At 68.2% G+C, this 25,918-nt stretch carries 22 protein-coding genes; 7 read left to right on the top strand and 15 right to left on the bottom strand.

Going from position 1 to position 25,918, the window contains the following annotated elements; genetic code table 11:
• The first annotated feature begins 22 nt into the window (after positions 1–22).
• From KF889_08380 to KF889_08370, 3 genes are all read left to right on the top strand, one after another.
• Positions 23–1,318 carry a bifunctional folylpolyglutamate synthase/dihydrofolate synthase gene (locus KF889_08380; protein ID MBX3499445.1) on the top strand — a complete coding sequence of 432 codons (1,296 nt, stop codon included), beginning with the start codon at positions 23–25 and terminating at the stop codon, positions 1,316–1,318.
• 129 nt (positions 1,319–1,447) lie between these two features.
• Positions 1,448–2,293 carry a MoxR family ATPase gene (locus KF889_08375; GenBank protein ID MBX3499444.1) on the top strand — a complete coding sequence of 282 codons (846 nt, stop codon included), beginning with the start codon at positions 1,448–1,450 and terminating at the stop codon, positions 2,291–2,293.
• A gap of 194 nt (positions 2,294–2,487) precedes the next feature.
• Positions 2,488–3,666, top strand: coding sequence for a VWA domain-containing protein (locus tag KF889_08370; protein MBX3499443.1), 1,179 nt, complete (start codon positions 2,488–2,490; stop codon positions 3,664–3,666).
• A 33-nt stretch (positions 3,667–3,699) separates the two neighbouring features.
• Here KF889_08370 and KF889_08365 read toward each other — a convergent pair whose 3' ends face one another.
• From KF889_08365 to KF889_08355, 3 genes are all read right to left on the bottom strand, one after another.
• On the bottom strand, positions 3,700–5,724 hold the full coding sequence (locus KF889_08365; GenBank protein ID MBX3499442.1) for a TRAP transporter fused permease subunit: 2,025 nt from the start codon (positions 5,722–5,724) through the stop codon (positions 3,700–3,702).
• 93 nt (positions 5,725–5,817) lie between these two features.
• Positions 5,818–6,990 (bottom strand): TAXI family TRAP transporter solute-binding subunit, encoded by a 1,173-nt coding sequence (locus tag KF889_08360; protein ID MBX3499441.1) that lies wholly within the window; start codon positions 6,988–6,990, stop codon positions 5,818–5,820.
• Between the two features lie 247 nt (positions 6,991–7,237).
• Positions 7,238–8,062, bottom strand: coding sequence for an aspartate dehydrogenase (locus tag KF889_08355; protein ID MBX3499440.1), 825 nt, complete (start codon positions 8,060–8,062; stop codon positions 7,238–7,240).
• 193 nt (positions 8,063–8,255) lie between these two features.
• On the opposite strand from KF889_08355, the gene KF889_08350 reads away from it, so the two are divergent.
• Complete coding sequence (locus KF889_08350) at positions 8,256–9,044, top strand: SDR family oxidoreductase (protein ID MBX3499439.1); 789 nt, start codon at positions 8,256–8,258, stop codon at positions 9,042–9,044.
• An 84-nt stretch (positions 9,045–9,128) separates the two neighbouring features.
• Positions 9,129–10,079, top strand: coding sequence for an aldo/keto reductase (locus KF889_08345; protein ID MBX3499438.1), 951 nt, complete (start codon positions 9,129–9,131; stop codon positions 10,077–10,079).
• 40 nt (positions 10,080–10,119) lie between these two features.
• Here the strand turns inward: KF889_08345 and KF889_08340 are convergent, their stop codons facing one another.
• The 3 genes from KF889_08340 to KF889_08330 all read right to left on the bottom strand — a co-directional run bounded on the left by KF889_08340 (position 10,120) and on the right by KF889_08330 (position 12,779).
• On the bottom strand, positions 10,120–10,950 hold the full coding sequence (locus tag KF889_08340) for an NADPH-dependent oxidoreductase (protein ID MBX3499437.1): 831 nt from the start codon (positions 10,948–10,950) through the stop codon (positions 10,120–10,122).
• 84 nt (positions 10,951–11,034) lie between these two features.
• Entirely contained in the window at positions 11,035–11,499 is a 465-nt protein-coding gene (locus KF889_08335; GenBank protein MBX3499436.1) for a DUF2231 domain-containing protein, read from the bottom strand.
• A 53-nt stretch (positions 11,500–11,552) separates the two neighbouring features.
• Positions 11,553–12,779 (bottom strand): MFS transporter, encoded by a 1,227-nt coding sequence (locus tag KF889_08330; GenBank protein ID MBX3499435.1) that lies wholly within the window; start codon positions 12,777–12,779, stop codon positions 11,553–11,555.
• Positions 12,780–12,944: 165 nt separating this feature from the next.
• Here KF889_08330 and KF889_08325 point away from each other — a divergent pair, with 165 nt between their 5' ends.
• Positions 12,945–13,889, top strand: coding sequence for a glycine reductase (locus KF889_08325; GenBank protein ID MBX3499434.1), 945 nt, complete (start codon positions 12,945–12,947; stop codon positions 13,887–13,889).
• Positions 13,890–13,950: 61 nt separating this feature from the next.
• Here KF889_08325 and KF889_08320 read toward each other — a convergent pair whose 3' ends face one another.
• The 8 genes from KF889_08320 to KF889_08285 all read right to left on the bottom strand — a co-directional run bounded on the left by KF889_08320 (position 13,951) and on the right by KF889_08285 (position 23,975).
• Entirely contained in the window at positions 13,951–15,339 is a 1,389-nt protein-coding gene (locus KF889_08320) for an efflux transporter outer membrane subunit (protein ID MBX3499433.1), read from the bottom strand.
• A gap of 6 nt (positions 15,340–15,345) precedes the next feature.
• Entirely contained in the window at positions 15,346–17,355 is a 2,010-nt protein-coding gene (locus tag KF889_08315) for a MacB family efflux pump subunit (protein MBX3499432.1), read from the bottom strand.
• On the bottom strand, positions 17,352–18,524 hold the full coding sequence (locus tag KF889_08310) for an efflux RND transporter periplasmic adaptor subunit (GenBank protein ID MBX3499431.1): 1,173 nt from the start codon (positions 18,522–18,524) through the stop codon (positions 17,352–17,354). Before KF889_08310 ends, KF889_08315 begins: the two co-directional genes overlap by 4 nt.
• A gap of 149 nt (positions 18,525–18,673) precedes the next feature.
• Positions 18,674–19,525 carry an SMP-30/gluconolactonase/LRE family protein gene (locus tag KF889_08305; GenBank protein MBX3499430.1) on the bottom strand — a complete coding sequence of 284 codons (852 nt, stop codon included), beginning with the start codon at positions 19,523–19,525 and terminating at the stop codon, positions 18,674–18,676.
• An 81-nt stretch (positions 19,526–19,606) separates the two neighbouring features.
• Positions 19,607–20,677, bottom strand: coding sequence for a TauD/TfdA family dioxygenase (locus KF889_08300; GenBank protein MBX3499429.1), 1,071 nt, complete (start codon positions 20,675–20,677; stop codon positions 19,607–19,609).
• 230 nt (positions 20,678–20,907) lie between these two features.
• Positions 20,908–22,443 (bottom strand): alkaline phosphatase D family protein, encoded by a 1,536-nt coding sequence (locus KF889_08295; protein MBX3499428.1) that lies wholly within the window; start codon positions 22,441–22,443, stop codon positions 20,908–20,910.
• 47 nt (positions 22,444–22,490) lie between these two features.
• Positions 22,491–23,639, bottom strand: coding sequence for an aminotransferase class I/II-fold pyridoxal phosphate-dependent enzyme (locus KF889_08290; GenBank protein MBX3499427.1), 1,149 nt, complete (start codon positions 23,637–23,639; stop codon positions 22,491–22,493).
• Between the two features lie 135 nt (positions 23,640–23,774).
• Positions 23,775–23,975 (bottom strand): Flp family type IVb pilin, encoded by a 201-nt coding sequence (locus KF889_08285; protein MBX3499426.1) that lies wholly within the window; start codon positions 23,973–23,975, stop codon positions 23,775–23,777.
• 150 nt (positions 23,976–24,125) lie between these two features.
• On the opposite strand from KF889_08285, the gene KF889_08280 reads away from it, so the two are divergent.
• Entirely contained in the window at positions 24,126–25,334 is a 1,209-nt protein-coding gene (locus KF889_08280; GenBank protein ID MBX3499425.1) for a cytochrome P450, read from the top strand.
• Here the strand turns inward: KF889_08280 and KF889_08275 are convergent, their stop codons facing one another.
• Positions 25,335–25,913, bottom strand: a complete 579-nt coding sequence (locus KF889_08275) for an isoprenylcysteine carboxylmethyltransferase family protein (protein ID MBX3499424.1) — start codon at positions 25,911–25,913, stop codon at positions 25,335–25,337.
• Positions 25,914–25,918: the final 5 nt, after the last annotated feature.

Here is a 25,918-nt window from a genome sequence, read left to right as displayed (position 1 = left end):
TCCGCGTTAGAGAGTCCCTCCCATGTCCACGGAAGCGCTTGTCGCACGCCTCATGGCGCGCCATCCGCGCGTCATCGATCTCGACTTCGCCCGTCTCAAGCGCCTGCTCGACCGCATGGGCAACCCCGAGCGGCGCCTGCCGCCCGTGGTGCATGTCGCCGGCACCAACGGCAAGGGCTCGCTGTGCGCCTATATGCGCGCCATGGCCGAGGCGGCGGGCTACCGCGTGCACGTCTACACCTCGCCCCACCTCGTGCGCTTCAACGAGCGGATCCGCCTCGCCGGCACGATCATCGACGACGACACGCTGGAGGCGGCGATCGAGGCCTGCGAGGCGGCAAACGGCGATGATCCGATCACCTTCTTCGAGATCGTCACGGCGGCGGCGCTCGATGTCTTCGCCGCCATCCCGGCCGAGCTGCTGGTGCTCGAGGTCGGATTGGGCGGGCGCTTCGACGCCACCAACGTCGTCGATCAGCCGGCGGTGAGCGCCATCACGCCCATCGGCATCGACCACACCGGCTTCCTCGGTGACACGCTGGAGAAGATCGCCGGCGAGAAGGCCGGCATCGTCAAGGCGGCCGCGCCGGTCGTCGTCGGCCGCCAGCGCGAGGCACCGGCGCGCGTGATCGAGGAGGCGGCGCTGAGACTCGGCGCGCCGCTCTTCCGCATGGGCCGCGAGTGGAGCGTCACGCCGACGGACAGCGGCTTTCGCTACGAGAGTGCCCTGCTGGGGCTCGACCTGCCGGCGCCCAATCTTACGGGCGCGCACCAGCTCGACAACGCCGGCACCGCCATCGCCTGCGTCGAGCGCCTGCGCGCGCGCGGCATGGCGATCGACGACCAGGCGGTGCGGCGCGGGCTGTCGACGGTCGAATGGCCGGCGCGGCTGCAGCGCCTGTTGCGTGGCCCGCTGCCCGATTCGATGCCGCCGGGCGCGGAGATCTGGCTCGACGGCGGCCACAACGAGGATTGCGGGTTGGTGCTGGGCGCGCAGGCGCGGGCCTGGGCGGCCGAACCGGCGGCGCTGCCGCTGCATCTGGTGTTCGGCATGATGACCACCAAGGACGCCTCGGGCTTCCTGCGGCCGCTGGCCCGCCACGCCGTCTCGGCCCGCGCCGTGCCGATTCCCGGCCATGCCGCCTTCACCCCGCAACAGGCCTGCACCCGGGCCGAGGAGGTCGGCCTGCGCTGCCTGCCGGCCGACAACGTGGCGACGGCCGTCGAGGACCTGCTGGCGAGCGAGCCCGGCCCCTTCCGCATCCTCGTCTGCGGCTCGCTCTACCTTGCCGGTGAAGTGCTGCGGCGCAACGGCTGAGCCGTTCCGCACAGCGGCGCTTGCGCGCCCGCCGCAACGCAGGCGCGACAGGCGGTTGCCTTGTCAGTGCCCCGGCCCGCGTCTAACGTGAACGGTGGGAACAAATGACGAAATCCGGAAAGACCTGACATGAAGTTCACGGGTACCGACAACTACGTCGCCAGCGACGATCTGCGGGTCGCGGTCAACGCCGCCATCGCGCTGCAGCGACCGCTGCTGGTCAAGGGCGAGCCGGGCACCGGCAAGACCGTGCTGGCGCACGAGGTGTCCAAGGCGCTGAAGGCGCCGCTGATCGAGTGGCACATCAAGTCGACCACCAAGGCGCAGCAGGGCCTCTACGAGTACGACGCGGTCACCCGTCTGCGCGATTCGCAGCTCGGCGACGAGCGGGTCAAGGACATCCGCAACTACATCAAGCGCGGCAAGCTGTGGGACGCCTTCACCGGCACCCAGCGCCCGGTGCTGCTGATCGACGAGATCGACAAGGCCGACATCGAGTTCCCCAACGATCTGCTGCTCGAGCTCGACCGCATGGAGTTCTTCGTCTACGAGCTGCAGGAGACGGTCAAGGCCGAGCACCGGCCGATCGTGATGATCACCTCGAACAACGAGAAGGAGCTGCCGGACGCCTTCCTGCGCCGCTGCTTCTTCCACTACATCCGCTTCCCCGACCGGGAGACGATGCAGGAGATCATCAACGTCCACTTCCCCGACATCCAGCGCAACCTGGTGCGCGAGGCGATGACGGTGTTCTACGACATCCGCGACGTGCCCGGCCTGAAGAAAAAGCCCTCGACTTCGGAGCTGCTCGACTGGCTGAAGCTCCTGATGGTCGAGGACATTCCGCCGGACGCGCTGCGCAGCAAGGACAGCTCCAAGCTGATCCCGCCGCTGCACGGCGCGCTGCTCAAGAACGAGCAGGACGTGCACCTGTTCGAACGGCTCGCCTTCATGGCGCGGCGCGAGAAGACCTGACGTTTTTCCTTCTCCCCGCGAAGGCGGGGAGAAGGTGCCCGAAGGGCGGATGAGGGGCTTCACGTCGAACACACGAGGTGTGCGTCGTGAGCCCCGGCAAACAGGATCGACGGTCGCGAAGCCCCTCATCCGGCGCTTCGCGCCACCTTCTCCCCGCCTTCGCGGGGAGAAGGACAGACGTTAAGAGGCCGGCGATGTTCACCAATTTCTTCCTCGAGCTCAAGAACGCCAAGGTGCCGGTCTCCATCAAGGAGTACCTGGCGCTGCTCGAGGCGATGGACGCCCATCTCGCCGACTACAGCGTCGACGATTTCTACTACCTCAGCCGCTCGATCATGGTGAAGGACGAGCGCAACATCGACAAGTTCGACCGCGTCTTCGGCCACGTCTTCAAGGGCCTGGAGAAGGCCGCCGATGCCGCGACCGCGGAGATTCCGGAGGAATGGCTGCGCAAGCTGGCCGAGAAGCTTCTGACCGAGGAGGAGAAGAAGCAGATCGAGGCGCTGGGCGGCTGGGAGAAGCTGATGGAGACGCTGAAGAAGCGTCTCGAGGAGCAGCAGAAGCGTCACCAGGGCGGCAGCAAGTGGATCGGCACCTCCGGCACATCACCGTTCGGCGCCTATGGCTTCAACCCCGAGGGCGTTCGCATCGGCCAGGACAAGAACCGCGAGGGCCGCGCGGTCAAGGTCTGGGACAAGCGCGAGTACAAGAACCTCGACGACACCGTCGAGCTGGGCACGCGCAACATCAAGATGGCGCTGCGCCGCCTGCGCAAGTTCACCCGCGAGGGCCTGGAGACCGAGCTCGATCTCGACGACACGATCCGCAGCACCGCGCGCAACGCCGGCTGGCTCGACATCAAGATGGTCCCGGAGCGCAAGAACAAGATCAAGGTGCTGGTGCTGTTCGACATCGGCGGCTCGATGGATGCGCATATCCGCGTCTGCGAGGAGCTGTTCTCCGCGGCGCGCACCGAGTTCAAGCACCTCGAATTCTTCTACTTCCACAACTGCCTGTACGAGAAGCTGTGGAAGGACAATCGCCGGCGCCACACCGACACGACGCCGACCTCGCAGGTGCTGCACACCTATCCCTCGGACTACAAGGTGATCTTCGTCGGCGACGGCTCGATGAGCCCCTACGAGATCGTCTATCCCGGCGGCTCGGTCGAGCACTGGAACGAGGAAGCCGGCCAGGTCTGGATGCAGCGCTTCACCGACACCTACTCCAGCGCGGTTTGGCTCAACCCGGTGCCCGAGCGCCACTGGCAGTACACGCCCTCGATCCAGCTGCTCAAGCAGCTGATGAGCGACCGCATGTATCCGCTGACGCTCGGCGGCATCGACAACGCGATGCGCGAGCTCCGGCGGTAACCCGACGATTGGCGGCGCGTCGGATGGTCCCGATCACCCTGGCGCACTGCTGACGGCCCGCTTGGAGCGCATCAGCCACGCGATCGCCGCACCCAGCAACGCGGTGGCGAAGGCGATCGCCGACAGCTGGAGATGGGTCAGTCCCGTCATGGCGCCGCCCGGCGCCGCGAAGGTCAAGCCGCCGAAGCCGATCAGCAGCCGCGACGGCAGCCCGACCGGACCGTCGGGCAGGCGGCCGAAGCCGATCAGATAGCCCTGCAGCGCGCCGCCCAGCAGCACGATGCCCAGTGCGGCGGTGGCGCAAACCACGAGCACTTCGCTGACGGAGCCCTGCAGCAGCAGCGCCGGGTTGTACACGAAGAAGAACGGGATGAAGTAGATGATCGTCCCGAGTCGCATTGCCTCGAAGCCGGTTGCCATCGGGTCGGCCTTGGCGACCGACGCGCCGGCGAACGCCGCCAGCGCGACCGGCGGCGTGATGAAGCTCAGCATGCCCCAATAGAGCAGGAACATGTGCACCGGCAGCGGCTCGAGGCCGGCCTTGATCAGCGCCGGCGCCAGGATGATCGCCAGGAAGATGTAAGCCGCGGTCACCGTCATGCCCATGCCGAGGATGAAGCAGGTCAGCGCGCCCATCAGCAGGAGCACCAGCGTGTTGTTGCCGGCGATGAACACCAGATCGTTGGTGATCGTGCCGACCATGCCGGTGCTGACCAGGGCGCCGACGACGAGCCCGATCGCCGCCAGGATCCCGGCGAGCTCGGCGAGAAGGAACCCGGTCGCGAAGACGAACTTCTTGAGCTTCTCCCAGGTGAGCCTGTGTGTGCGGTCGAACTGGTTGATGAACAGAAGCAGCGCGGTGGCATAGAACGGCGCCCGCGCTTCCTGCTGGAGATGGATGAGCATGAAGATCAGCAGGGCGAAGACGAACACGTAGGTCCAGCCCGTGCGCATCACCTTGCCGACGCTCTGGAGCTCCTGCTTCGGGATGCCCTTCATGCCGTGACGGGCCGAATAGGCGTCGATCTGCACGAAGAGCCCGAAGTAGTACAGCAGCGAGGGAACGGCGGCGGCGAGCGCGACCTCGACGTAGGAGATCTGCAGGAAATTCGCCATCACGAACGCCGTCGCGCCCATGATCGGCGGCATCAGCACGCCCCCGGTCGATGCGCAGGCCTCGACCCCGCCTGCATATCTGGCCGAGAAGCCAAGGCGCTTCATCGCCGGGATGGTGAGCGTTCCGGTGGTCAGGACGTTCGTGACCGGGCCTCCGGACATCGATCCGAACAGGCCGGAGGAGAACACCGCGACCTTCGCCGGGCCGCCGCGCACGTGGCCGAGCAGGGCGAAGGCGAGGTTGATGAAGAAGCTGCCGGCCCCGGTGTACTGCAGCGCGATGCCGAAGATGATGAAGCCGAAAACCAGCGAGGCGAAGGCCCGCATCGGGATGCCGAGAAGGCTTTCGATGCTGAACATGTGGAACGCCGCCGTGTTGAGCGGCGTCTGGGGCACACCCGAAACGACCTCGGGCATCAGATCGACGTAGATCGGATAGGTCGAAAGCGTGAGCACGACGAAGAAGATCGGCCATCCGCCGGTGCGCCGGCCGGCTTCCAGCACCAATGCCCACATCGCGAGCGCCACCAGCTGCCCGTGCAGCGGAGCGGCGTATTCCCAGGCCTGGTCGACGATGTCGTTGGAGTACCAGCAGGCATAGGCGCCGACCGCGAGGGAGGCGACGAACATCGCCGCGTCGTACCAGGGCACGACGTTTCGATCCTGGCGCTTGTGGCTCGGGAACACCACGAACACCATGGCGAACATGATCGCCACGACGGCATAGAGGAACTGCGCTTCGATCAGCGTCCAGCCGATGAAAAATCGCCAGGCGAAGATCTGATTCATGGCCAGACCGACCGCCGTGATCGTGGCGCCGATCACGATCCATTGCCAGGCCGGCGGCAGATTCCGCGTCCTGGCGAGTTCGTAGTCGGGGATATCCTCTTCCTTGACGACGATCTTCTGCGGCCCCTCGGCGGGGGCTGGAGACGCGGCCATGATCGCTCCTGGCGACAAGCGGTAGGGACGGATGGACACCGCGCGGGCTGGCCCTCCGGCCATCCCACGCGGGTCAGAAGTCGGAGTCGTGGTTCACCAGGTGTCGAAAACGACGACCATGCTCTTGGATTTCAGCGCCTCCGCGCGGGCCTTGATCCACCCGGCCTTGAACGCCTCCTTGTCCGAGGGCGCACCCTTCGTGTAGGCGGCCCAGGCGTCGATCAGCGCTTTCTGACGAGCCAGCGAGCCCGCCTGGATCTCGTCCTGCTCCTTCGGCCAGACGCCGATCTCCTTGAAGTAGCGCACCGCGCCCGGGTGGTAGGGCACGAACTTGCTCCACTTCTGCCGGTCCATCGCCCAGCCGTTGCCGCCCGGCGCGCTGCCCTTGTAGTCCTCGTAGAACTTGTGCATCGCCTTGACCATATTGTAGGCGGCCGCTTCGTCGAGCTTGTCGTACGAGACCAGCACCGGGTAGGCGACCTGGGCCATCTCCTGACCCTCCTTGCGGATGCCGACGCCGTCGGTGGCGATATGCTTATCGTACCACGGCACGACGGCCTGCAGACGCTTCCAGCCCTCGGTGTCGGCGTGCGGCACCGGCGGATAGAAGATGCCGCGCGGCGACGCCGCGATCTTCTGATTCAGTGCGGAGAAGGTCGCGTTGTTGAAGGCGTCGACCTCGTTGTTGACGATGCCGTCGACAGTCGGGCCGTGGCCGCCGAACTCCACCTTCACGACGTCGTCCCAGGTCAGGCCGGCGAACGCCAGCATGCAGGTCACGGCCTGGTTGAGCGCCGGCGCGCCGCGAACCCAGGCGACGCGCTTGCCCTTGAGGTCCTGCAGGGTCTTGATGTTCGCGTCGGCTGCCGTCGCCAGAGCCACGGCCGAGCCGTCGGCGAAGTTCTGCAGCAGCAGACGGATCGGCTGCGGCCCCCACTCCTTCTCGCCGAAGGTGAAGACCGCTTCCTGACCGTACACATTGTCGGAGCCGGTGGCGGAGAACTGAGCAGTCCCCTGACGCAGCGGTGCCAGCCGCGAGACGTCGTTCTTGCCGGGGAGCACCCGGAGGTTGGTGCCGATGGCGTTCTTCAGGACCGAACCGATGCCGACGGCCTGGGCATAGCCCGACGAGCCGACATCGTAGGCTGTCCAGACAAGCGTCTGCGGCAGCTTGATGTCGGACTTCGCCTGGGCAAACGCTTTGCCCGAGGCCAACAGCAGCGCACTGCCGACTCCCAGGAACGTGGTTCGACGACCGATCGACATAGGTACTTCTCCCAACTGGCTTGGCAACGTCTCGGCCGCGATGCGCGATGCGCTCGTGTTCCTGCAGGATCGGCGAGACTGGCGGCGGCAAGCTAGCGGCGGGCAAAAACGTGGGTCAACCGGCGAGCCGGTCAAATACCGCCGCGCGGACTTTTTCCTTCGGGAGTTGGGCAGCTATGCACGCCGCGCTTTCCGTGTTCCGCCACGCGGAGCCGTGGCGTACTCGTCGCGTCGACCGTCGAGTGATCTACGTCCCTACGCGCAGTGGCGCGGTCAGGCCGCGCAGGCAGGCGATGACGCTGGGTGCCACGATTCTCCCGGTCCTCGGGTTTTCTTCGCTCGGCACGTTCTCGATCTTCATGGTCAGCCGCGCGCTGTCGCCCTCGACCTCGATGGTGTGGGTGTTGCGATCGACGGTGGGGTCGGCCCAGATCTCGAGCGTCGTGCGATCCGGCCCGATGCCGGCGAGGCCCAGGGCGGCGGCGACGTTGACGTTGGCGGGGAAACCCCTGGCGCCCTCGGTGGCGTTGCCCTGGAAGACGCGCTTGGGCTCGTTGAGTCCCGAAAGAGAGATTCCGCGCTCGACGAGATAGGGTGCGCCGTCGAGCCCGTTCGGCGGCTTGCGGGTGATCATGGTGACGCGCGTGATCTTGCCTTCGGCGATGGCGCGCACGGCGTCGAAGCCCAGCAGGCCGCCGGTGGGCACGATCACCTGGCCGCCGCTTGCCTTGGCCTTGTCGACCAGGTCCATGCGGCGCAGCAGGGCGCCGGCATTGACCGTCATCAGGATCTTGCCGGCGCCGATCACCGCGTCGCCCAGCGCCGAGAACGCGGCCGACGGCGCGCAATCGACGACGATGTCGGCATGCCGGGCCAGTTCGCCGCTCTCCACGACCTTGGGCACCGCCGTGAAGCCGGTGACGGCCTTTGCCGTCTTGTCGCGGTCGCGGCCGGCAACGGCGCTCAGGTGCAGGCCGGGGATTCCCTGATCGAGCGCGAGCGCCACCTTGAAGCCGATGGTGCCGAGGCCTGCAACGGCGACAGAGCGGGATGCGTGAGCGGTGGTGGACATGGCGGACCGGACGCGCGAGGTTTCAGGGAGCGCTGAGCCTAGAGCGTAACTCGCTTGGACGGAATCACGCTGTCATTCCGAGCGCAGCGAGGAATCCAGAGAAGCCGCCTGGATTCCTCGCTGCGCTTGGAATGACAGCAGATGCATGCAAACGCGATATGCTCTGACGCAGGACGCATAAGGGGAGAAGCGGATGGCGGGTCGGCTGGCAGGCAAGGTCGCGATCGTGACGGGCGCGGCGCCGCGTGGCGAGGGCGTCGGCAACGGCATGGCCACGGCGATGCTGTTCGCGCGCGAGGGTGCGAAGGTGGTGCTGGTCAACCGCAGCGCCGAACGCGCCGAAGCGCTGGCGAAGCAGATCGTTGCCGAAGGCGGCGAGGCGGCGATCTTCGCCGGCGACGTCACTCAGCCGGAAACCGCCAGCGAGATGGCCGATTTCGCCGTCGACCGCTACGGCCGGCTCGACGTGCTGCACAACAATGTCGGCGTCGGCGGTCCGGGCACGCCCGAGACGGTGTCGATGGAGGACTGGAACCGCGTGCTGCAGACCAATCTCACCAGCTCGATGGTGTGCTGCAAGTACGCGATCCCCAAGATGCTGGTGGGCGGCGGCGGCTCGATCATCATGGTGTCGTCGATCGCCGGCGCGGTGGGCCTGTCGGGCAGCCCCGGCGCGGTGGCCTATGCCACCGCCAAGGCCGGCCTGCACGGCATGACCATGTCGATCGCCGCCGACTACGCGACGAAGAACGTGCGCTGCAACTGCCTGATCGTGGGATCCGTGCACACGCCGATGGTGGCGCATCTCGGTGGCGAGGCACGCGAGCGGCGGCGCAAGATGGTGCCGATGCAGGTCGAGGGCACGGCGTGGGACATCGCCTATGGCGCGGTCTATCTTGCCAGCGACGAATCGCGCTGGGTCACGGGTATCATGCTGCCGATCGACGGCGGCCTCACAGGCGTGAGGGCGTGGCCGCGCTGACTTTGTGTCATCCCGAGCGGAGCGAGGGATCCAGGATGGGCCTGGATGTCTCGCTTCGCTCGACATGACAGCAGGGAGGACAGGATGGAAATGCGAGCTCTGGGCAAGTCGAACATCAAGGTCGCGCCGCTGGCCTTCGGCGGCAATGTCTTCGGCTGGTCGGCCGACAAGGACACGTCGCTGAAGCTTCTCGACCAGTTCGTCGATGCGGGCTTCAACCTGATCGACACCGCCGACGTATATTCGATCTGGGTACCGGGCCACAAAGGCGGCGAGTCCGAGGCGATCATCGGCGAGTGGCTGGCCAAGCGCGGCGGGCGCGACAAGGTGGTGATCGCCACCAAGCTCGGCATCCCCATGGCACCGGACAAGAAGGGGCTGAGCAAGAGCTACATCGCGACGGCGGTGGAAGACTCGCTGAAGCGGCTGAAGACCGACTACATCGATCTCTACCAGTCGCACCGCGACGATCCCGACACGCCGGTCGAGGAGACGCTGGAGGCCTACGGCAGGCTGGTGAAGGCCGGCAAGGTGCGCGAGATCGGCGCCTCGAATTTCGAGGCGCCGCGCCTGAAGGCCTCGCTTGAGGCCAGCGCCAGGCATGGCTACCCGCGCTACCAGACCATCCAGCCCAACTACAGCCTGATGGAGCGCGGCAGCTACGAAGGCGATCTCGAGACGCTCTGCGCCGCCGAAAACGTCAGCTGCATCGGCTACTACTCGCTGGCCAGCGGCTTCCTCAGCGGCAAGTACCGCTCCGAGGCCGACCTCGGCAAGAGCGCGGCGCGCAGCACGCGGGTCAAGGGCTACCTCAACGACAAGGGCATGAAGGTGCTGGCCGCGCTCGACGACGTGGCGAAGCGCTTCTCGGCAAGCCCGGCGCAGGTCGCGCTGGCCTGGCTGATGGCCAAGCCCACGGTCGCGGCGCCGATCGCCAGCGCCACCTCGGCGGCGCAGCTCAGCGAGATCATGAAGGCCGCCACCATCAAGCTCGACACCGCCGCCGTCGAGCAGCTCGACAAGGCGAGCGCGTAGGCAGTCCTTGGGACCGCCGGCGGAACGCCGGCGGTCCCAGCTACTTCAGCGGAAAGCCCAGCGCGTTGAGCCAGGGGCGCATTCTCTCGCGGCCGGTGATGACGGCGATGCGCTGCCGGATGCGCGCGGTCCAGGTCTCGGTGGGCATGTTCTGACGGCGCGAGAAGGTGCCCAGGACCTCGTCGTAGCGCGCGATGCGCTCGGCCTCGCCGGCCTGCTTGTAGGTCTCGTGATGCACGATGGCTGATTGCGGCAGGCGCGGCTTGACCTCGGCCTTCGCGGCGGGATCGGCGTAGCCGATGCACAGCCCAAAGATGCCGAAGGCGCCTGGCGGCAGGTCGAGCAGCGTCGCGACCGCGACCGGATCGTTGCGCATGGCGCCGATATAGACCATCGACAGGCCCAGCGACTCCGCTGCGGTCACCGCGTTCTGCGCCGCCAGCGCCGCGTCGACGGCGGCGACGAGAAAGGTCTCGGTCCATGGCAGGCCGTTGGTGCCGCCGCCATGCGCCTGACCAATGCGCTCCAGGCGCGAGAGGTCGGCGATGAAGATCATGTAGAGCGGGCATTCTTCGATGTGCTTCTGGTTGTTGGCGATGCGTGCCAGCTCGCGGCGCTTGGCCGGATCGCTCACCACCACCACCGACCAGGCCTGCAGGTTGGAGCTGGTCGAGGCCGACTGCGCCGCCGCGACCATGGTCTCCAGCGTGCCCTCGGGCACCGGCGTCGGCAGGAAGCGGCGCACCGAGCGGTGGCCCAGCATCACACCAATGGTCTCGTTCCACGGCCCGGCCGCCGGCAGCGCATCGGCGCCGTAACGCGCCGCCAGCGCCTCGGTCTTCTCGTCAGCCACCTTGGTAATCGTATCCATACCATCCGCTCCGCTCCAGGTCGGCCCGGAGCGTAGGAAGGAATCACGATGTCGGAAAGGCCCGCTGCTGCAAGGCCGTTGCGCTCAGAGCGGCTCCTCGTTATGGCGCACGCCCACGCGATAGCGGAAGACCAGCGCGCCGCCCTTCCAGCCGGCGAACAGCAGCAGGATCGTGGCGATCGCCGACAGCGCGATGCCGCCGGGCATCACAAAAGCCGAGCCGTCCTTCAGCCGCATGTAGAGGTTTAGGGCTTCGAGCGCGACGATGGTGACGTTGGTGCCGGCATGCCACCAGGCATCGCGCAGGCGCACGATACGCTTGTCGCCGATGAACTCGATCACGCCCGCAATGGCAGCCAGCGCTGCCATCGCCAGGCCGGCGCCGAGGATCCAGATCGTCGCCCGGAACACACCGTCGATGGCGTTGGTCCAGAACACGACATCGCAGACCAGCGTGGCGACGAACAGCACGATCGGGAAGGGCACCAGCATCGGATGGATGGGATGCCCGCGCAGCTGCGCGGTGGTGCGCGGGTAGTTGGTTCCCATGACGGACCTCCGAGCCAACGGAGATCAACGGCCTGTCGGAGCCGAGGTTGCGCCTACTCCGCCGGCGTGGCCGCCGGCGCTGGCTGCGGTTTTGGTCTCGTGATCACGGTGAACAGCGCCAGCAGGATGAAGGCGGCGACCAGCGCGAAGACCATGCGCGGCTCGCCGCGGTCGAGCAGCCAGGCGTAGAGCAGCGGCGCGATCATTCCGCCGATATTGAAGCCGGTGGAGACGAAGCCGAACACCTTGCCGAAGGCACCCGGCGGCGTCACCGAGCGCACGATCATGTCGCGCGAGGGCTGGATGATGCCGTTGAGGAAGCCGCCCAGCGACATCGCCGCGATCAGCGCCGCGGCGCCGAGATCGCCCCATCCCACCGCGACCACCATGATCGCGGTGGCGAGGAAGCCGGCCGCCGCGATGCGCTCGTGCTTGCTCGTGCGATCGGCGAGAATGCCGCCCAGCAGCACGCCCGCCGCGCTCATCAGCAGGTAGCCCGACAGCGCGATGTTGGCGGTCGAGGCCGGCGTGCCGTTCATCTGGCCGAGGGCGACCACGGAGAAGGCCTGGATGCCGCCGCCCGACAGCGCCAGCAGGACGAAGAAGAACAGGTTGCGCAGGATCGGCGCCGACAGCAGCAGGTCGAGCCCGGCCCTGCCCGAGGTCGGCGCGTTGGCTTCGTGTCGTGCCACGGCGCCGACCGAAAGCGGCGCGCCCCAGATGACCAGCGCCGCGACCACCAGCGCCGCCATCGCCGCCGCCACGTAGTAGGCGCCCTGCCAGCCGGCGTAGGCCGCGCAGAACAGCACGCAGGCCGGCGCCACGCCCGAGCCGAGGAAGCCGGAAAAGGTATGGAAGGAGAAAGCGCGGCCTGCCTTCCTGGCCGTGATCGTCGAGGACAGGATCGAATAGTCGGCCGGATGATAGACCGTGTTGGCCAGGCCGAGCAGGGCATAGGCCGCGATCAGCATCCAGTAGCTGGGAAAGGTCGCGGCCAGCAGCAGGGCGACGACGCCGATCATCATGCCGCCGATCAGCATGGGCCGCGCGCCGACGCGGTCGACCAGGAAACCGGCGGGTGTCTGCAGCAGGGCGGAGATCACGTTGAAGGCAGTCAGCACCGCACCCAGCGCGATGTAGCTCACCCCCAGCTCGGTGCGCACCACCTCGAACACCGGCGGCAGCAGCAGGAGATGGTAGTGGCTGACGAAATGCGCGGCGCAGACCAGGCCGACGATCCTGATCTCGCGACCGCTGCGACGCTGCGCGGATTCGGCCATACGCTCTCGACGTTTGCTCTGCCGGTCGAGCCGGCTGGCGGAACGTAGAGCACGCCGGCTTATCCTGCCAGCGTCGCGCGGCATGGGTGCCCGGCGCGTCGGACATGTCGCATCGGGCGGGCCAAGGGCCTATAGTCTGGCCGCCACGAAGAGGAACCTGAGCGCATGGACGAGAGCAAGCGGGACGGGCTGGGCTTCGCCGCCGAGTACGACCGGCCGATTCCCTACATGCAGCGCATCCGCGACTACTACGTCACCCTGGGCTACGGCACGCCCTATCGCTGGGCCAACTACGCCGACGTGCCGTTCACCAAGCTGAATGGGCCTCTGTCGAAGAGCCGCGTGGCGCTGATCACCACGGCAGCGCCCTACCAGCCGGACAAGGGCGATCAGGGCCCCGGCGCGGCCTACAACGCGGCCGCCAAGTTCTACAAGGTCTACTCGGGCGACACGTCAGTCGATCACGATGTGCGCATCTCGCATATCGGCTACGACCGCCTGCACACCACGGCCGAAGACAGCAACACCTGGTTCCCGCTGCCGGCCCTGCGCCGTGCCGCCGCCAAGGGCCGCATCGGCGAGGTGGCGCCGCGCTTTCACGGCGCGCCGACCAATCGCAGTCACGTCACGACGCTCGACGTCGATTGCCCGGAATTGCTGGCCAGGTGCCGCGCCGACAATGTCGACGCCGCGATCCTGGTTCCCAGTTGACCCGTCTGCCACCAGACCGTGAGTCTGGCCGCCCGTCACCTCGAGGCCAACGGCATCCCGACCGTTATTGTGGCCTGCGCCAAGGACATCGTCGAATTTGTAGGCGTGCCGCGCTTCCTGTTCAGCGACTTCCCGCTGGGCAACTCGGCCGGCAAGCCCAGGGACGTCGCCTCGCAGGACCTGACGCTCGAGCTGGCGTTGCAGGTGCTCGAGAGCGCCACGGGCCCGCGCACGACCATGCAGTCGCCGCTGCGCTGGAAGGACGACGCCTCGTGGAAGCTCGACTTCTCGAACATCGAGAAGATGTCGCCCGAGGAGATCGCGCGCCGCCGCGCCGAGTTCGATCGCCAGAAGGAAATCGCCAAGGGCGTCCGGCAGGGCGACAAGGCCGCGGATTGATTGGGAGCGCCGGCGTCTCGCCGGCCTCTTCGCGGCGGCCGGCGGGACGCCGGCGGTCCCATCACGGCGGCAGCCGGCCGTTCCAGCCGCCGCCCAGCGCCTTGTAGAGATCGACCAGCGCGGAGAGCTGCGAGAGCTGCGCCTGGACCACCGAATCGTCGCTCGAGATGATGCTGCGCTGGGCGTCGAGCACGGTGATGAAGTCGACCGTGCCGGCGCGGAAGCGCAGCTCGGCCAGCCGGTAGGCCTCGCGCGACTGCGCGCGGGCCTCGCGCGCGGCGGCGAGCTGCAGGCGGAATTGCGTCGCGCCGCTGAGCGCGTTCTCGACGTCGCGAAAGGCCGACAGGGTCGCCGTGCGATAGGCCTCCATCAGCTCCTCGTAGCGCGCCTGGGTCAGCTGCTGCTGCGCGCGCAGCCTGCCGCCCTCGAAGATCGGCGCCGCCAGGCCGCCGACCAGGGTGACGAGGAAGCTGCCGGGACCGAACAGGCCGGACAGCGCGGCGCTTGCCGTGCCGCCGTCGGCGGTGAGCTGGATGCGCGGAAAGCGCGCGGCGCGCGCCGCGGCGATGTCGAGATGCGCCGCCCTGAGGTCGGCTTCGGTGCTGCGCACGTCCGGCCGCCGGAACAGCAGCTCCGACGGCATGCCGGCCATCACCGGCGGCGTGGCGAGCGCCGACAGCCGCTGGCCGGCGACCGCGAAGTCCTGCGGCAGCCGGCCGAGCAGCAGCGCCAGGGTGCTGAGCGTCTGCCGTTCGACGTGGCGCAGCGCCGGGATCGCGGCGCTCTGCTGCGCCACCGAGGCGCGCTGCTGCGCGACCTCGAGATCGGAGGTCGTGCCGATGCGCCGCTGCTCGTCGAGCAGCAGCAGCAGGCGGCGCGAGGTATTGAGCGACTCGGTGGCGAGCGCGATGCGCTCGCGCAGCGCCAGCAGCTGGAAATAGGTCAGCGCAACATTGGCGCTGACTGTCAGCGCCAGCGCCTCCTGGTCGTAGCGGCTGGATCGCAGGCGCGCCAGCGCGGCGCTCTCGGTGGCGTGGATGCGGCCAAACAGGTCGAGCTCGTAGCCGACCGACAGGCCGGCCTGCCAGTTGGTCGTGGTCGTCGTGCGGGCCGAGCCGAAGCGCGAGGTGCGCGAGGCCGAGGCGTCGGCGTCGACCGTCGGGTAGATCGCCGCGCCGGCGATCCGCGCGTTGGCGCGCGCCTGCTGCACGCGCGCCACGGCGGCGCGCAGATCGAGATTGCCGGCGCTGGCCTCGCCCATCAGCCGGTCGAGTTCGGTGCTGCCGAAGCCGCGCCACCACGCCGTGTCGGGCCAGACACCCGTGCCGTCGGCGGTCGACTGCCAGTTGGTCGGCTGCGCCACCTCGGGCTTGGTCCACTCGTCCCACAGCGAGCAGCCAGCCAGCGTCGGGACGAGCAACAGCGACAGGGCAATCGTGCGACGCTTCATCTGGGCTCAATCGGCGGCGAGGGCGTGGACGGGATCGAGATTCGCCGCCTTGCGCGCCGGCAGATAGCCGAACAGCAGGCCGGTGGCAAAGGCGCAGGTGAAGGCGAGGATCACCGGCCCGGCCGAGAACACGATCGGCCGGCCGACCAGCGACAGCACGTACGCCGTGCCCAGCCCGGCAAACACGCCGATCAGGCCGCCGACGGCGCAGACCACCAGCGCCTCGGTGTTGAACTGCAGCAGGATGTTGAAGCGGCGCGCGCCGGTGGCCATGCGGATGCCGATCTCGCGCGTGCGCTCGGTGACGCTCACCAGCATGATGTTCATCACGCCGATGCCGCCGACCAGCAGCGAGATCGCCGCGATCGAGCCCAGCAGGATGGTGAGCGTGTTCTGCGTCTCGGACACCGTCTCGAGGATCGCCGCCATGTTGCGGATCTGGAAGTCCTCGGTGCGGTGGCGCAGGATCAGGAGCTTGCGGATCTCCTCCTGGGTCTCGTCGATGCGGCGGACATCCTCGACCTGCACGGTGATGGTGCGCACGTGGCGCTGGCCGAACAGGCGCAGGCTGCCGGTTGTGAGCGGCGTGAAGGCGACGTCGTCCTGGTCCGTGCCAAAGGGCGAGGCGCCGCGCGGCGCCATCACGCAGACCACCTGGAACGGGATGTTGTTGACCAGCACGAACTGGCCGATGGGATCGACTTCCGGTCCGAACAGCGCCTTCACCACCGTCACGCCCAGGCACATGACCGGGGCATAGCTCTTGACGTCCGCCTCGCCGAAGAACGCCCCGGATGTCGGCTGCCACTCGCGCGCCTTGGGGAAGGCGGCGGAGGTCGCGGTCACGCTGGTCTGGTAGTCGCGGCCCTGATAGCGCAGCGTGACAGTGCCGCCGTACTCGCCGACCGCGGCGCCGACATTGTCGAGCTCGGCGATCGCGTCGGCATCGGCCGGTACCAGCGTGGCGATCTGGCCGCTGCCGCGCACGTTGGGTGCCCCAGGCCGGATCAGCAACAGGTTGGTGCCCATGGCCGAGATGCGGTCGACCACTTGCTGCTTGGCGCCGTCGCCGATCGCCAGCATGGCGACGACCGACGCGACGCCGATGATGATGCCCAGCAACGTCAGCAGCGTGCGCATCAGGTTGTTGCGCAGCGACTTGGCGGCCATCTTGGCGGCCTCCAGCATGTCGGGCACCAGGCCCGCGCCGCGGCCGTTGCCGCTGGCGCGTACGGTCATCGGCGGCTCGGCCGCCGTCTCGGGCGCCGTGTCCGGGGGCAGCGTCACCGGCGTGTCCGAGACGATGGTGCCGTCCTTGATCTCGATGATGCGCCTGGCCTGGTGCGCCACGTCGGGGTCGTGGGTGATCAGCAGGATGGTGTGGCCGCGCCGGTTGAGATCGATCAGCAGGCGCATCACCTCGACGCCGCTCTTGCTGTCGAGCGCGCCAGTGGGCTCATCGGCGAGGATTACCGGGCCGCCGTTCATCAGCGCCCGCGCGATCGACACGCGCTGCTGCTGGCCGCCGGAAAGCTGGCTCGGCCGGTTGTCGAGCCTGTCGCCGAGGCCCAGCGCGGTGAGGATGTCGCGCGCCCGTTTCAGGCGCTGCTCGCGCGGCCTGCCGGCGTAGACGGCGGGCACCTCGACATTCTCGGTCGCCGTCGCTGTTGCCAGCAGGTTGTATTGCTGGAAGATGAAGCCGAAGGCCTCGCGGCGCAGGATGGCGCGCTCGTCGGAATCGAGCTCGGAGACCTCCTCGCCGGCGAAGCGGTAGCTGCCCTCGGTCGGCCGGTCGAGCAGGCCGATCAGGTTCATGAGCGTCGACTTGCCCGAGCCCGAGGCGCCCATGATGGCGACGAACTCGCCGGCGTGGATCGACAGCGATACGCCGTGCAGCACCTCGGTGGCGATGTCGCCGCGATAGTAGGTCTTGCGGACGTCGCTGAGCTCGATCAGCGGCACGCCGTCCGACGCGGCGTCGCGCGACGGCGAAGCGAAGGCCGCGCTGTCGTTCATAGGCGTGGCGGCCGCCCGCCGCCGCCCTGGGGCTTGGCCCGCGCCGTCGGCTGCGCGTCGCTGACGACGACGTCGTCGCCCGGCTTCAGGCCGGATCTCACCTCGGCCATCACGCGGCTCATCACGCCGACCACCACGGTGCGCTCGACGATGGCGCCGCTCTCGATGACGCGCACGCGGAAGCGCTTGCCGCCTTCCTCGTTGCCGCCGCCGCCGCGTGCCGGGCGCAGGGCGGCGACCGGCACCAGCGGCACCTTCCTGGCGCTGCCGGCGACGAAGAACACCTGCGCGCTCATCTGCGGCAGCAGGTCGAGATCGGGGTTCGGAACGTCGAACAGCGAGTCGTAGAGCACGACGTTGTTGACCACCTGCGGGGTTTGCATCACCTGCTTCAGCCGGCCCTCGCGGCGGCGGTCGGGCTGGCCCAGCGTGGTGAAATAGGCCGGCATGCCGACCTTGAGCTTGTTGACGTCGGCCTCCGAAACCTGGGTCCACACCGTCATGGTGTCGAGGTCGGCGATACGCAGGATGATCGGCGCGCTCTGGTTGGCGTTCAGCGTCTGGCCCTGCTTGGCCGAGATGCTGACGATGCTGCCGGTCATCGGCGCGTAGATGCTGGTATAGCTGAGGTTGGCCTTGTCTCCCTTCAGCGTCGATTCCGTCTGCTGGATCTGCGCCTTGATCATGTCGATCTGCGCGCCGGCGCTCTTTACCGCCGCCTCGGCGACGTCGTAGGCGTCCTGGCTAGTGGCCCGCGCCGCCAGCAGCTCGCGCTGGCGCCGAAGTTGCTGGTCGGCCAGCACCTTGGCGGCTTCCTTGTCGGCAAGCTGCGCCTTCAGATTCATCAGCTGCGCCTCGTCGGCGCTGACGCGGGCCTCGTAGACAGTGGAGTCGAGCTGCGCCAGCTGCTGGCCCTTCTCGACCTTGTCGCCGGGCTTGACCATGATGCGCTGAAGCTGGCCGGACACCTGGGTGCCGACGTCGACGTAGTCGAGCGGCTGCAGCACGCCGACCGCCGAGACCGTGTCCTCGACGTCGCCGACCGTGACCTTCACGGACGGCGGCAGACCAGCCCTGCCGCCGTTGCCCGGCCACAGCAGCCAGCCGGCGACCAGCGCCACGGCGATCGCCGGGGCGCTGTAGAGCGCGAAGCGGACGGGGCGCTGCATGGTCGGACGATCCACCCTCCCGGACTCCCAATCATTATACCGCGGACTGGCCGGCACCAGACCGGCGCAGCCACAGAATGATATCTAGGGTGTCGAACGTGGAGACGGTATGACCGGCGCGTAACGCAGGGTGACCGGCAAGCGGGCTTTCAGCCGAGCTTCACCCGGGCTGGCGCCAGCTTCAGGCCGGGCACGTCGGCGCGGGTCCGGAAGACGGTGCCACAATTCTCCCGGGGTCCGCCGCGTGAGCCGGTCACCACGTAGAGATCGCGCATGTCCTCGCCGGCGAAGCACAGGCTGGTGACCATGGGCAGCGGCACGGCGACGTCCTTGCGGTGCGAGCCGTCGGAATTGAACACCGCGACGCGCCCGCCATGGGCGTCGGCGACCCAGACAGAACCGTCGGTGGCGACCTTCAGCCCGTCGGGCACGCGGCCGACGCCCATCGAGGCGAAGACGCGCCACGGCCCGACCGAGCCGTCGGCGGCGAGGTCGTAGACGCGCACGATCTCGGCCCGGGCATCGGAATGGTACAGCCTCCTGCCGTCGGGCGAGGTGCCCAGGCCGTTGGTCAGCATCACGCCGTCGGAGACGGTGCGCATCGTGCGGTCGAGATCGATGACGTGCAGATGGCCGGGCTTGGGCGGTTCGCCACCGAAGACGCGATAGGCCAGCGAGCCGACGTAAATGCGGCCGGCCGGATCGGTGGTCAGGTCGTTGAAGCCGATGCCGCCCGGCGTGTCGGAGGCTGCGAGCAGCGTCGTCGAGCCCTCTGTGCCGGGCCGCACATGGACGATGTCGCGGCCGCCGACGACAAGGCCGCCCTCGGCGTGCAGGGCCATGCCGCCGATGCCGCGCCGCTTGGGCACCGCGAGGCTTACCTTGTCAGCGCGGTCGAGCAGGAAGACGCCGCCGTTCATCACGTCGCTGAAGTATAGGCCCCTGGCGGAATCCCAGACCGGCCCTTCGATCAGGCCGTAGCCGGTGGCGACCTCTTGCATCGGCGTTTCCTCTTTGGGAGCGCCGGCGCCTCGCCGGCATCATGAAGGAAGAGCCGGCGGGACGCCGGCGGTCCCAGAAGACTACGCCGTCACCTGCGCAATGCCGCCGCGCGGCCGTCCGGCCTCGATCTCGCGCCACAGCACCTCGTGGCCCACCGGCAGCGCGCGGTTGTTGGGCATGGTGAACCACAGGCGCAGCAGCAGGCGGCTGTGGCCGCTCTCGAACTCGTCGGTGAAGGCGGTGCGGCCGTGATAGGTGACGTGGCTGTTGATCAGCTGCAGGTCGCCCGGATCAAGCGTCATCTCGAAGGCGAGCTCCTCGGCGGTCGCCATCAGCAGGTCGATCGCCTCGCGCTGCGCCACGGTGAGCTTCGGCACGCCCGGCACCAGCTCGGCGGCCTCGATGAAGGTCAGCGAGTAGTGGCTCGTGAGCCTTCCGTCGCGCAGGCCGAAGATCGGCAGCCTGTAGACCGTCGCGGGATCCTTCGACTCCTCGCCCAGCCGGCTGCGGTAGAAATCCTCGAACAGCACGTCGAGCAGATCGGGCCGCTTCTCCAGGATGGCGTTGTGGATCGCCCCGGTGCTGCACAGCCGGCTGACGCCGCCGGCCTTGGCCTGGCGCACGCACAGCAGGCCGACCACGTCGGTGCGGTCGGTGTGGAAGCGCAGCAGGTTGTTGGTCAGCGTGCGCGCATAGGACGACAGGAAGGTGCCGCTCTGACCGCTGGCGTCCCTCGTCTGCACCTGCCCATAGGTGCGGCCGACATGGGCGCCCTCGTCGCGAATGGCGCGCATCAGCTCGCCGCTGCGATTCTGGTAGACCGTCGTGCCGAGATGCTGGCCGAAGCCGTAGTAGAGCTGGCGCAGCTCGTCCTCGCTATAGGTCTGGACCGGCATGCCGCGCAGCTTGATCATGCCGCTGCCGTTCTCGAGCTCGTCGCGGATGTCGTCGAACAGCGGCGCGAGCGAGGGCAGCGGGAAATCCGCCTTGGTGATCGACGACCACTCCAGGCCACGCCGCTTGACGCCCTGCAGGGCCGCGTCGATCTCCGCCGCCGCGCCCGGCGGCAGGTCGCGGATCCAGCGGCGGGAATGGACAATGTCGCTGCCGAGCCAGACGCTGGGTCCAGTCAATGGCGTGCGCTTGCTCATGATGTCGCGATCCCTCCGGTCTTATGGATGGATCGCTACTCCCGGCCGTGGCGTCTGGCAAGCGGAGGCAGGAATGTCAGCGTTGCGTCGAAACTCATACCTTCCCCCGGAGGGGGAAGGTGGCGCGGAGCGCCGGATGGGGGATGTCGAAGACGGACTCCTGCGTTCGGCTTGGACATCCCCCTTCCGCCCTTCGGGCACCTTCCCCCTCCGGGGGAAGGTACTGATGGCTATGCCGGCACCGCGCCCGGCTTGCCGGCCGCCACGGCGAAGCTGGCCAGTCGGCGCTTGCCGGATTTGGGGTCGAAGACGTCGTCGACGATCTCGAAATGCGCCTGGCAGGACGCGGGCGTGAGGTCGACCAAGACATAGCCGCGCTTGTCGCCGCGTAGGTACTTCAGGTGCGGATTGCGGGCTTCGAGCGTTCGCACGCGCTCGGCGTTGGGCCCCACCGAGCTGATCGAGGTGCCGACGAACTCCGAGGCGACCACCGGACCGTTGCCGGCGCGGATATCGGCCACGGCATACATGTGGATGTCGCCGCCCAGCACGACGTGGTTGGCATTGCGCCGTGCCGCCATGGCGTCGAGCAGGCGCTGGCGCGCCGCAGGATAGCCGTCCCAGCCGTCCATCCAATAGGCGCGCTCGCCGGCATCGGCGGCGGCGCGGTCGGCCTCGGCCATCAGGGTCTGCTGCGCGATCAGGGTCCAGCGCCCGCGCGCGCGCGACAGGCCGTCGCGCAGCCAGGCCTCCTGCCCGGCGCCCAGCATGGTGCGGCGCGGGTCGATGCGCTCGGCGCAATCGGTGAACAGCGCGCGGCCGCCCTTGCCGTCGGCGCAGGCGTGGTGCGAGCGGTACTGCCGGTCGTCGAGCAGGAACAGGTCGACAAGATCGCCGAAGCGCCACGAATCGTGGATGCGCATGCCCGGACCGCTCGGCGCCATGGACGGCGGCACTGGCATGTGCTCGTACCAGGCGCGATAGGCCGCGGCGCGCCGGCGCAGGAAGAATCCGCGGTCCGAGGTCATCGGCGAGCGGTCGTCGGTGTAGTCGTTCTCGACCTCGTGGTCGTCCCAGGTCACGACCCACGGACACGCTGCGTGCGCCGCCTGGAGATCGGCGTCGCTCTTGTAGAGCGCGTAGCGGTCGCGGTACTCGGCCAGGGTCGTGGGATTGGCCGTGCCGTGCTTGCGCACATGCCGTCGGCCCCAGGACATCTCGTAGATGTAGTCGCCGACATGCACCACAAGGTCGAGCGGCTCGGCGGCCATGTGGCGATAGGCGGTGTACCAGCCCTGCTCGTACTGCTGGCAGGACGCCAGGCCCAGGTGCAGGCGATCCGTCCTGGCACCGTCGGCCGGCGCGGTGCGCGTGCGGCCGACCGGGCTGGTGTGGCCCGCGGCGTGGAAGCGGTACCAGTAGGGCCGCGCTGGCCGCAGCCCGCCGGCCTCGACATGGAGGGAATGCGCTTCGGCCGTAATCGCGCGGAAGGTGCCGCGTGCGGCGATGCGCGCGAAGCGCTCGTCCTCGGCCAGTTCCCACGCGACATCGACGGGCGCGTCCGGCATGCCGCCGCCTTCCAGCGGCGTCGGCGCCAACCGGGTCCACAGCACGACACGATCGGGTCGCGGACTGCCCGATGCGACGCCCAGCGTGAACGGCATCGACGACAGGCGGGGCTGCGCGCGCACGATGGCGGGCGCCGCGACCGTGACGGCACCGGTGATCAGAAGGCGGCGACGCGGGAGGAGGTGACGGGCAAGCATGGCCGGACAGTACACTGGCCGGCTGACGGCTGCCTTGTGCTGCGACCTTACGTCTTCAGGCGCGCCCGCGTGCTGGTGACCAGGCGATCGAGGATGCCATCGAGGATCGGCATCGAGGTCGCGAAGTTGAAGCGGACGAACTGCGCGCACGCGGGGTCGAAGGTCTCGCCGGCGCTGAAGGCGATCTTCGCCTTGTCGTGGAAGAAGTCGAAGGCCGGTGCATTGAGCCCCAGCGCGGTACAGTCGAGCCAGGCGAGGAACGTGCCCTCGGGCGCGTGCACCTTGATCTGCGGCACCTCCGACTTGATCGTGCCTACCATGTGGTCGCGCGCCCGCTGCAGGTGGGCCACCACCGAATCCAGCCAGGGCTGGCCCTCCTTCCATGCCGCGATGGTGGCGTCGACGCCGATCGCGTTGGGATCGCCCATCAGGCGGGCGGGAATGCGGCCGAGGAAGCGGTCGCGCAGCTGCGGCGTGCCGAAATGGATGATGGCGCTGCGCAGGCCCGGGATGTTGAAGCTCTTGGTCGCCGACGTGATGGTGATGGTGCGCGCAGCATAGTCAGGCCCGAGCGAGGCGAACGGAAAATGCCGGTGGCCGGGATAGACGATGTCCTGGTGGATCTCGTCGGAGATCACGATCATATCGCGCTCGATGGCGAACTTGCCGAAGGCCATCAGCTCGTCTCGGCTGAAGACGCGGCCGGTCGGGTTCTGTGGGTTGCACAGCACGAAGATGCGGGTGCGCGCGTCGACCTGCTTCTCGATCTCCTCCAGCCGGTTGACGTGCGTGCTGCCGGTGTCGCGCATCTGCAGCGGGATCATGCGCCGGCCGGTGACGCGCAGCACCTCCTGGAACGGCGGGTAGCTCGGCATCTGCAGCACCACGCCGTCGCCCGGCTCGCTGAACGCCAGCACCGGCGCGTATGTGCCCTGCACCAGGTCGGCCAGCGGCAGGGCCAGATCGGGATCGGTCTGCCAGCCGAAGCGGCCCTTCATGCGCTCGGCGAAGGCGGCGCACAGCGCACCGCCGGCCTTGGCGCCGTTGCGCATGGGATAGCCATAGTCGGTCTTGTCGACGATGCGGCGGACCGCGGCCTGGATCGGCTCGGCGACGCGGAAATCCATCTCCGCGACGAAGGCCGGCAGCACGTCCGGCCCGTACTTGCTCCATTTGGAATTGGTCTGCGCCCGCAAAGTGGCTTCAGGCAGATCGAAAGGATTGCCTAGTGTCGTTGCCGCCATGATGCGGGCCTTCCCTCGTCCCGGTTCGTTCAGCCGGGACGGTAGAGGCTCGCCGAGCCGGACGCCAGCGCGACATGGCCGGGGGGCCTATTTCGGCTCGACCATCAGGCAGATCGTCTCGCTCGCCTGACACTGGGCGAAGGCGACTTTGGTCATCACCACGGCGAGGTTGTTGCCGAGCGCTTCGAAGGAGGGGATCGAGATCACGGCGAGCAGCGAGATGATCAACCCGAACTCGAGTGATGTGGCGCCGCTCTCGTCGCGGCACAGCTGTCGAATGAAGTTCATGGACTCATTTCCCCCAACCGCCTTCCCAGGCACCCCTGCGTTGTTTATCCGTCAATCCACCGTGATTGCCCACAAAGGTCGGGTCCATTCCGGATGGATTTGACTCGTCGCTGCGGCCATGCGTGTCTGCGGTGAAACTGAGGAAACGTCATGTCGATCGCCAGCATCGATGTCAGTGACCCCGGCCTCTACGAGCACGACAAGTGGCGGCCGCTGTTCGAGCGACTGCGCCGCGAGGATCCCGTCCATCATTGCGCTGACAGCCCGTACGGGCCGTACTGGTCGGTGACGCGCTACGCCGACATCATGGAGGTCGAGGTCAATCACGCGGTGTACTCGTCTTCGCAGGAGCTCGGCGGCATCCAGATCGCCGAGATCGCGCGCCCCGGCGAGTTCGCCAGCTTCATCCGCATGGATCCGCCCGATCACACCGTGCGCCGGCGCACCGTCGCGCCGATCGTGGCGCCCAGCAACATCGCCAACATGGAAGCCACGATCCGCCAGCGCACGTCGGATACGCTCGACGGGCTGCCGCGCGGCGAGGTCTTCGACTGGGTCGACCGCGTGTCGATCGAGCTCACCACCATGATGCTGGCGACGCTGTTCGATTTTCCCTGGGAGGACTGGCGCAAGCTCACCTTCTGGTCCGACGTGGCCATCGCCAACGTCAACTCGCCCGACGCGCCGGTCCGTTCCGAGGACGAACGCTTCGCCGAGCTGGGCAGGATGGCGCAGTACTTCGCCGGGCTGTGGAACGAGCGAATCAACGCGCCGCCGCGCTTCGACCTCATCTCGATGCTGGCGCATGGCGACGCGACGCGGAACATGGAACCGCGCGAGTTCGTCGGCACGCTGGCGCTGCTGATCGTCGGCGGCAACGACACGACGCGCAACAGCATGACCGGTGGCCTGCTGGCGCTGGCGTCCAATCCCGGCGAATGGGCCAAGCTGCGCGCCAATCCCGCGCTCGTGCCCAGTCTGGTGTCCGAGACCATCCGCTACCAGACGCCGGTGATCCACATGCGCCGCACGGCGCGCGAGGACACGACACTGGGCGGCAAGACGATCCGCAAGGGCGACAAGGTCGTGATGTGGTACGTGTCAGGCAATCGCGACGAGAACGCCATCGAGCGCGCCGACCACTTCGTCGTCGATCGCGCCCGGCCGCGCCAGCATCTCGCCTACGGCGCCGGCGTGCATCGCTGCGTCGGCGACCGGCTCGCTGACCTGCAGCTGCGCATCCTCTGGGAGGAGATCCTCAAGCGCGATCTCGACATCGAGGTCGCCGGCCCGCCCAGGCGGCTCTACTCCAACTTCATCCGCGGCTACCGCGCCCTGCCGGTGCGCATACGGAACTGATCAGTCTGGCGTCGGCATGAAGGGCACCAGCATCGGCACGCGCCGGCGATAGGCGTCGTAGGTCGCCGCGCCGAGCTCGCTGCTCAGGAACGTCTCCTCGGCGGTCGCCTTGAGCCACAGACCGAGCGAGAACAGCGCGCCGCCGATGACGGCCGGCAGCGAGGCTTCGGCGACAGCCATCGCCAGCGCCGCCCAGATCAGCCCGGTATAGATCGGGTGCCGCGTCAGGCCGTAGGGCCCGGTATCGACGATCCGGTGCCCCTCCTTGCGCGTGATGCCGCTGGACCAGTAGCGCCCCAGATGGAGGCGCGCCCACCACGCGAAAGCGAAGCCGCCGACCATCAGCACGCCGAGCACGATGGCGGCGGTCGGGCCGACCGACCACAGCAGGGGTGCGCCGGGCCAGGCATAGAGGCCGCCGAACAGCAGGATGGCGCCGATGATGGTGACGACGCGGTTGGCGAGCGCCGCGCGTAGCGGCGCCCGCCCGACCGAGCGTGCCGACCACAGGCTGGCGGCGATCCAGCTCAACCCCCACAACGCCCAGGCGACGCGCAACAGGATTGCGGCGCTGAGCACCCGAG

It is taken from the genome of Alphaproteobacteria bacterium (assembly GCA_019635875.1).
Lineage (GTDB): Bacteria > Pseudomonadota > Alphaproteobacteria > Reyranellales > Reyranellaceae > JAFAZJ01.
Note: the sequence above shows the minus strand (reverse complement) of the source record. Positions and strands in the feature narration are given on the sequence as shown.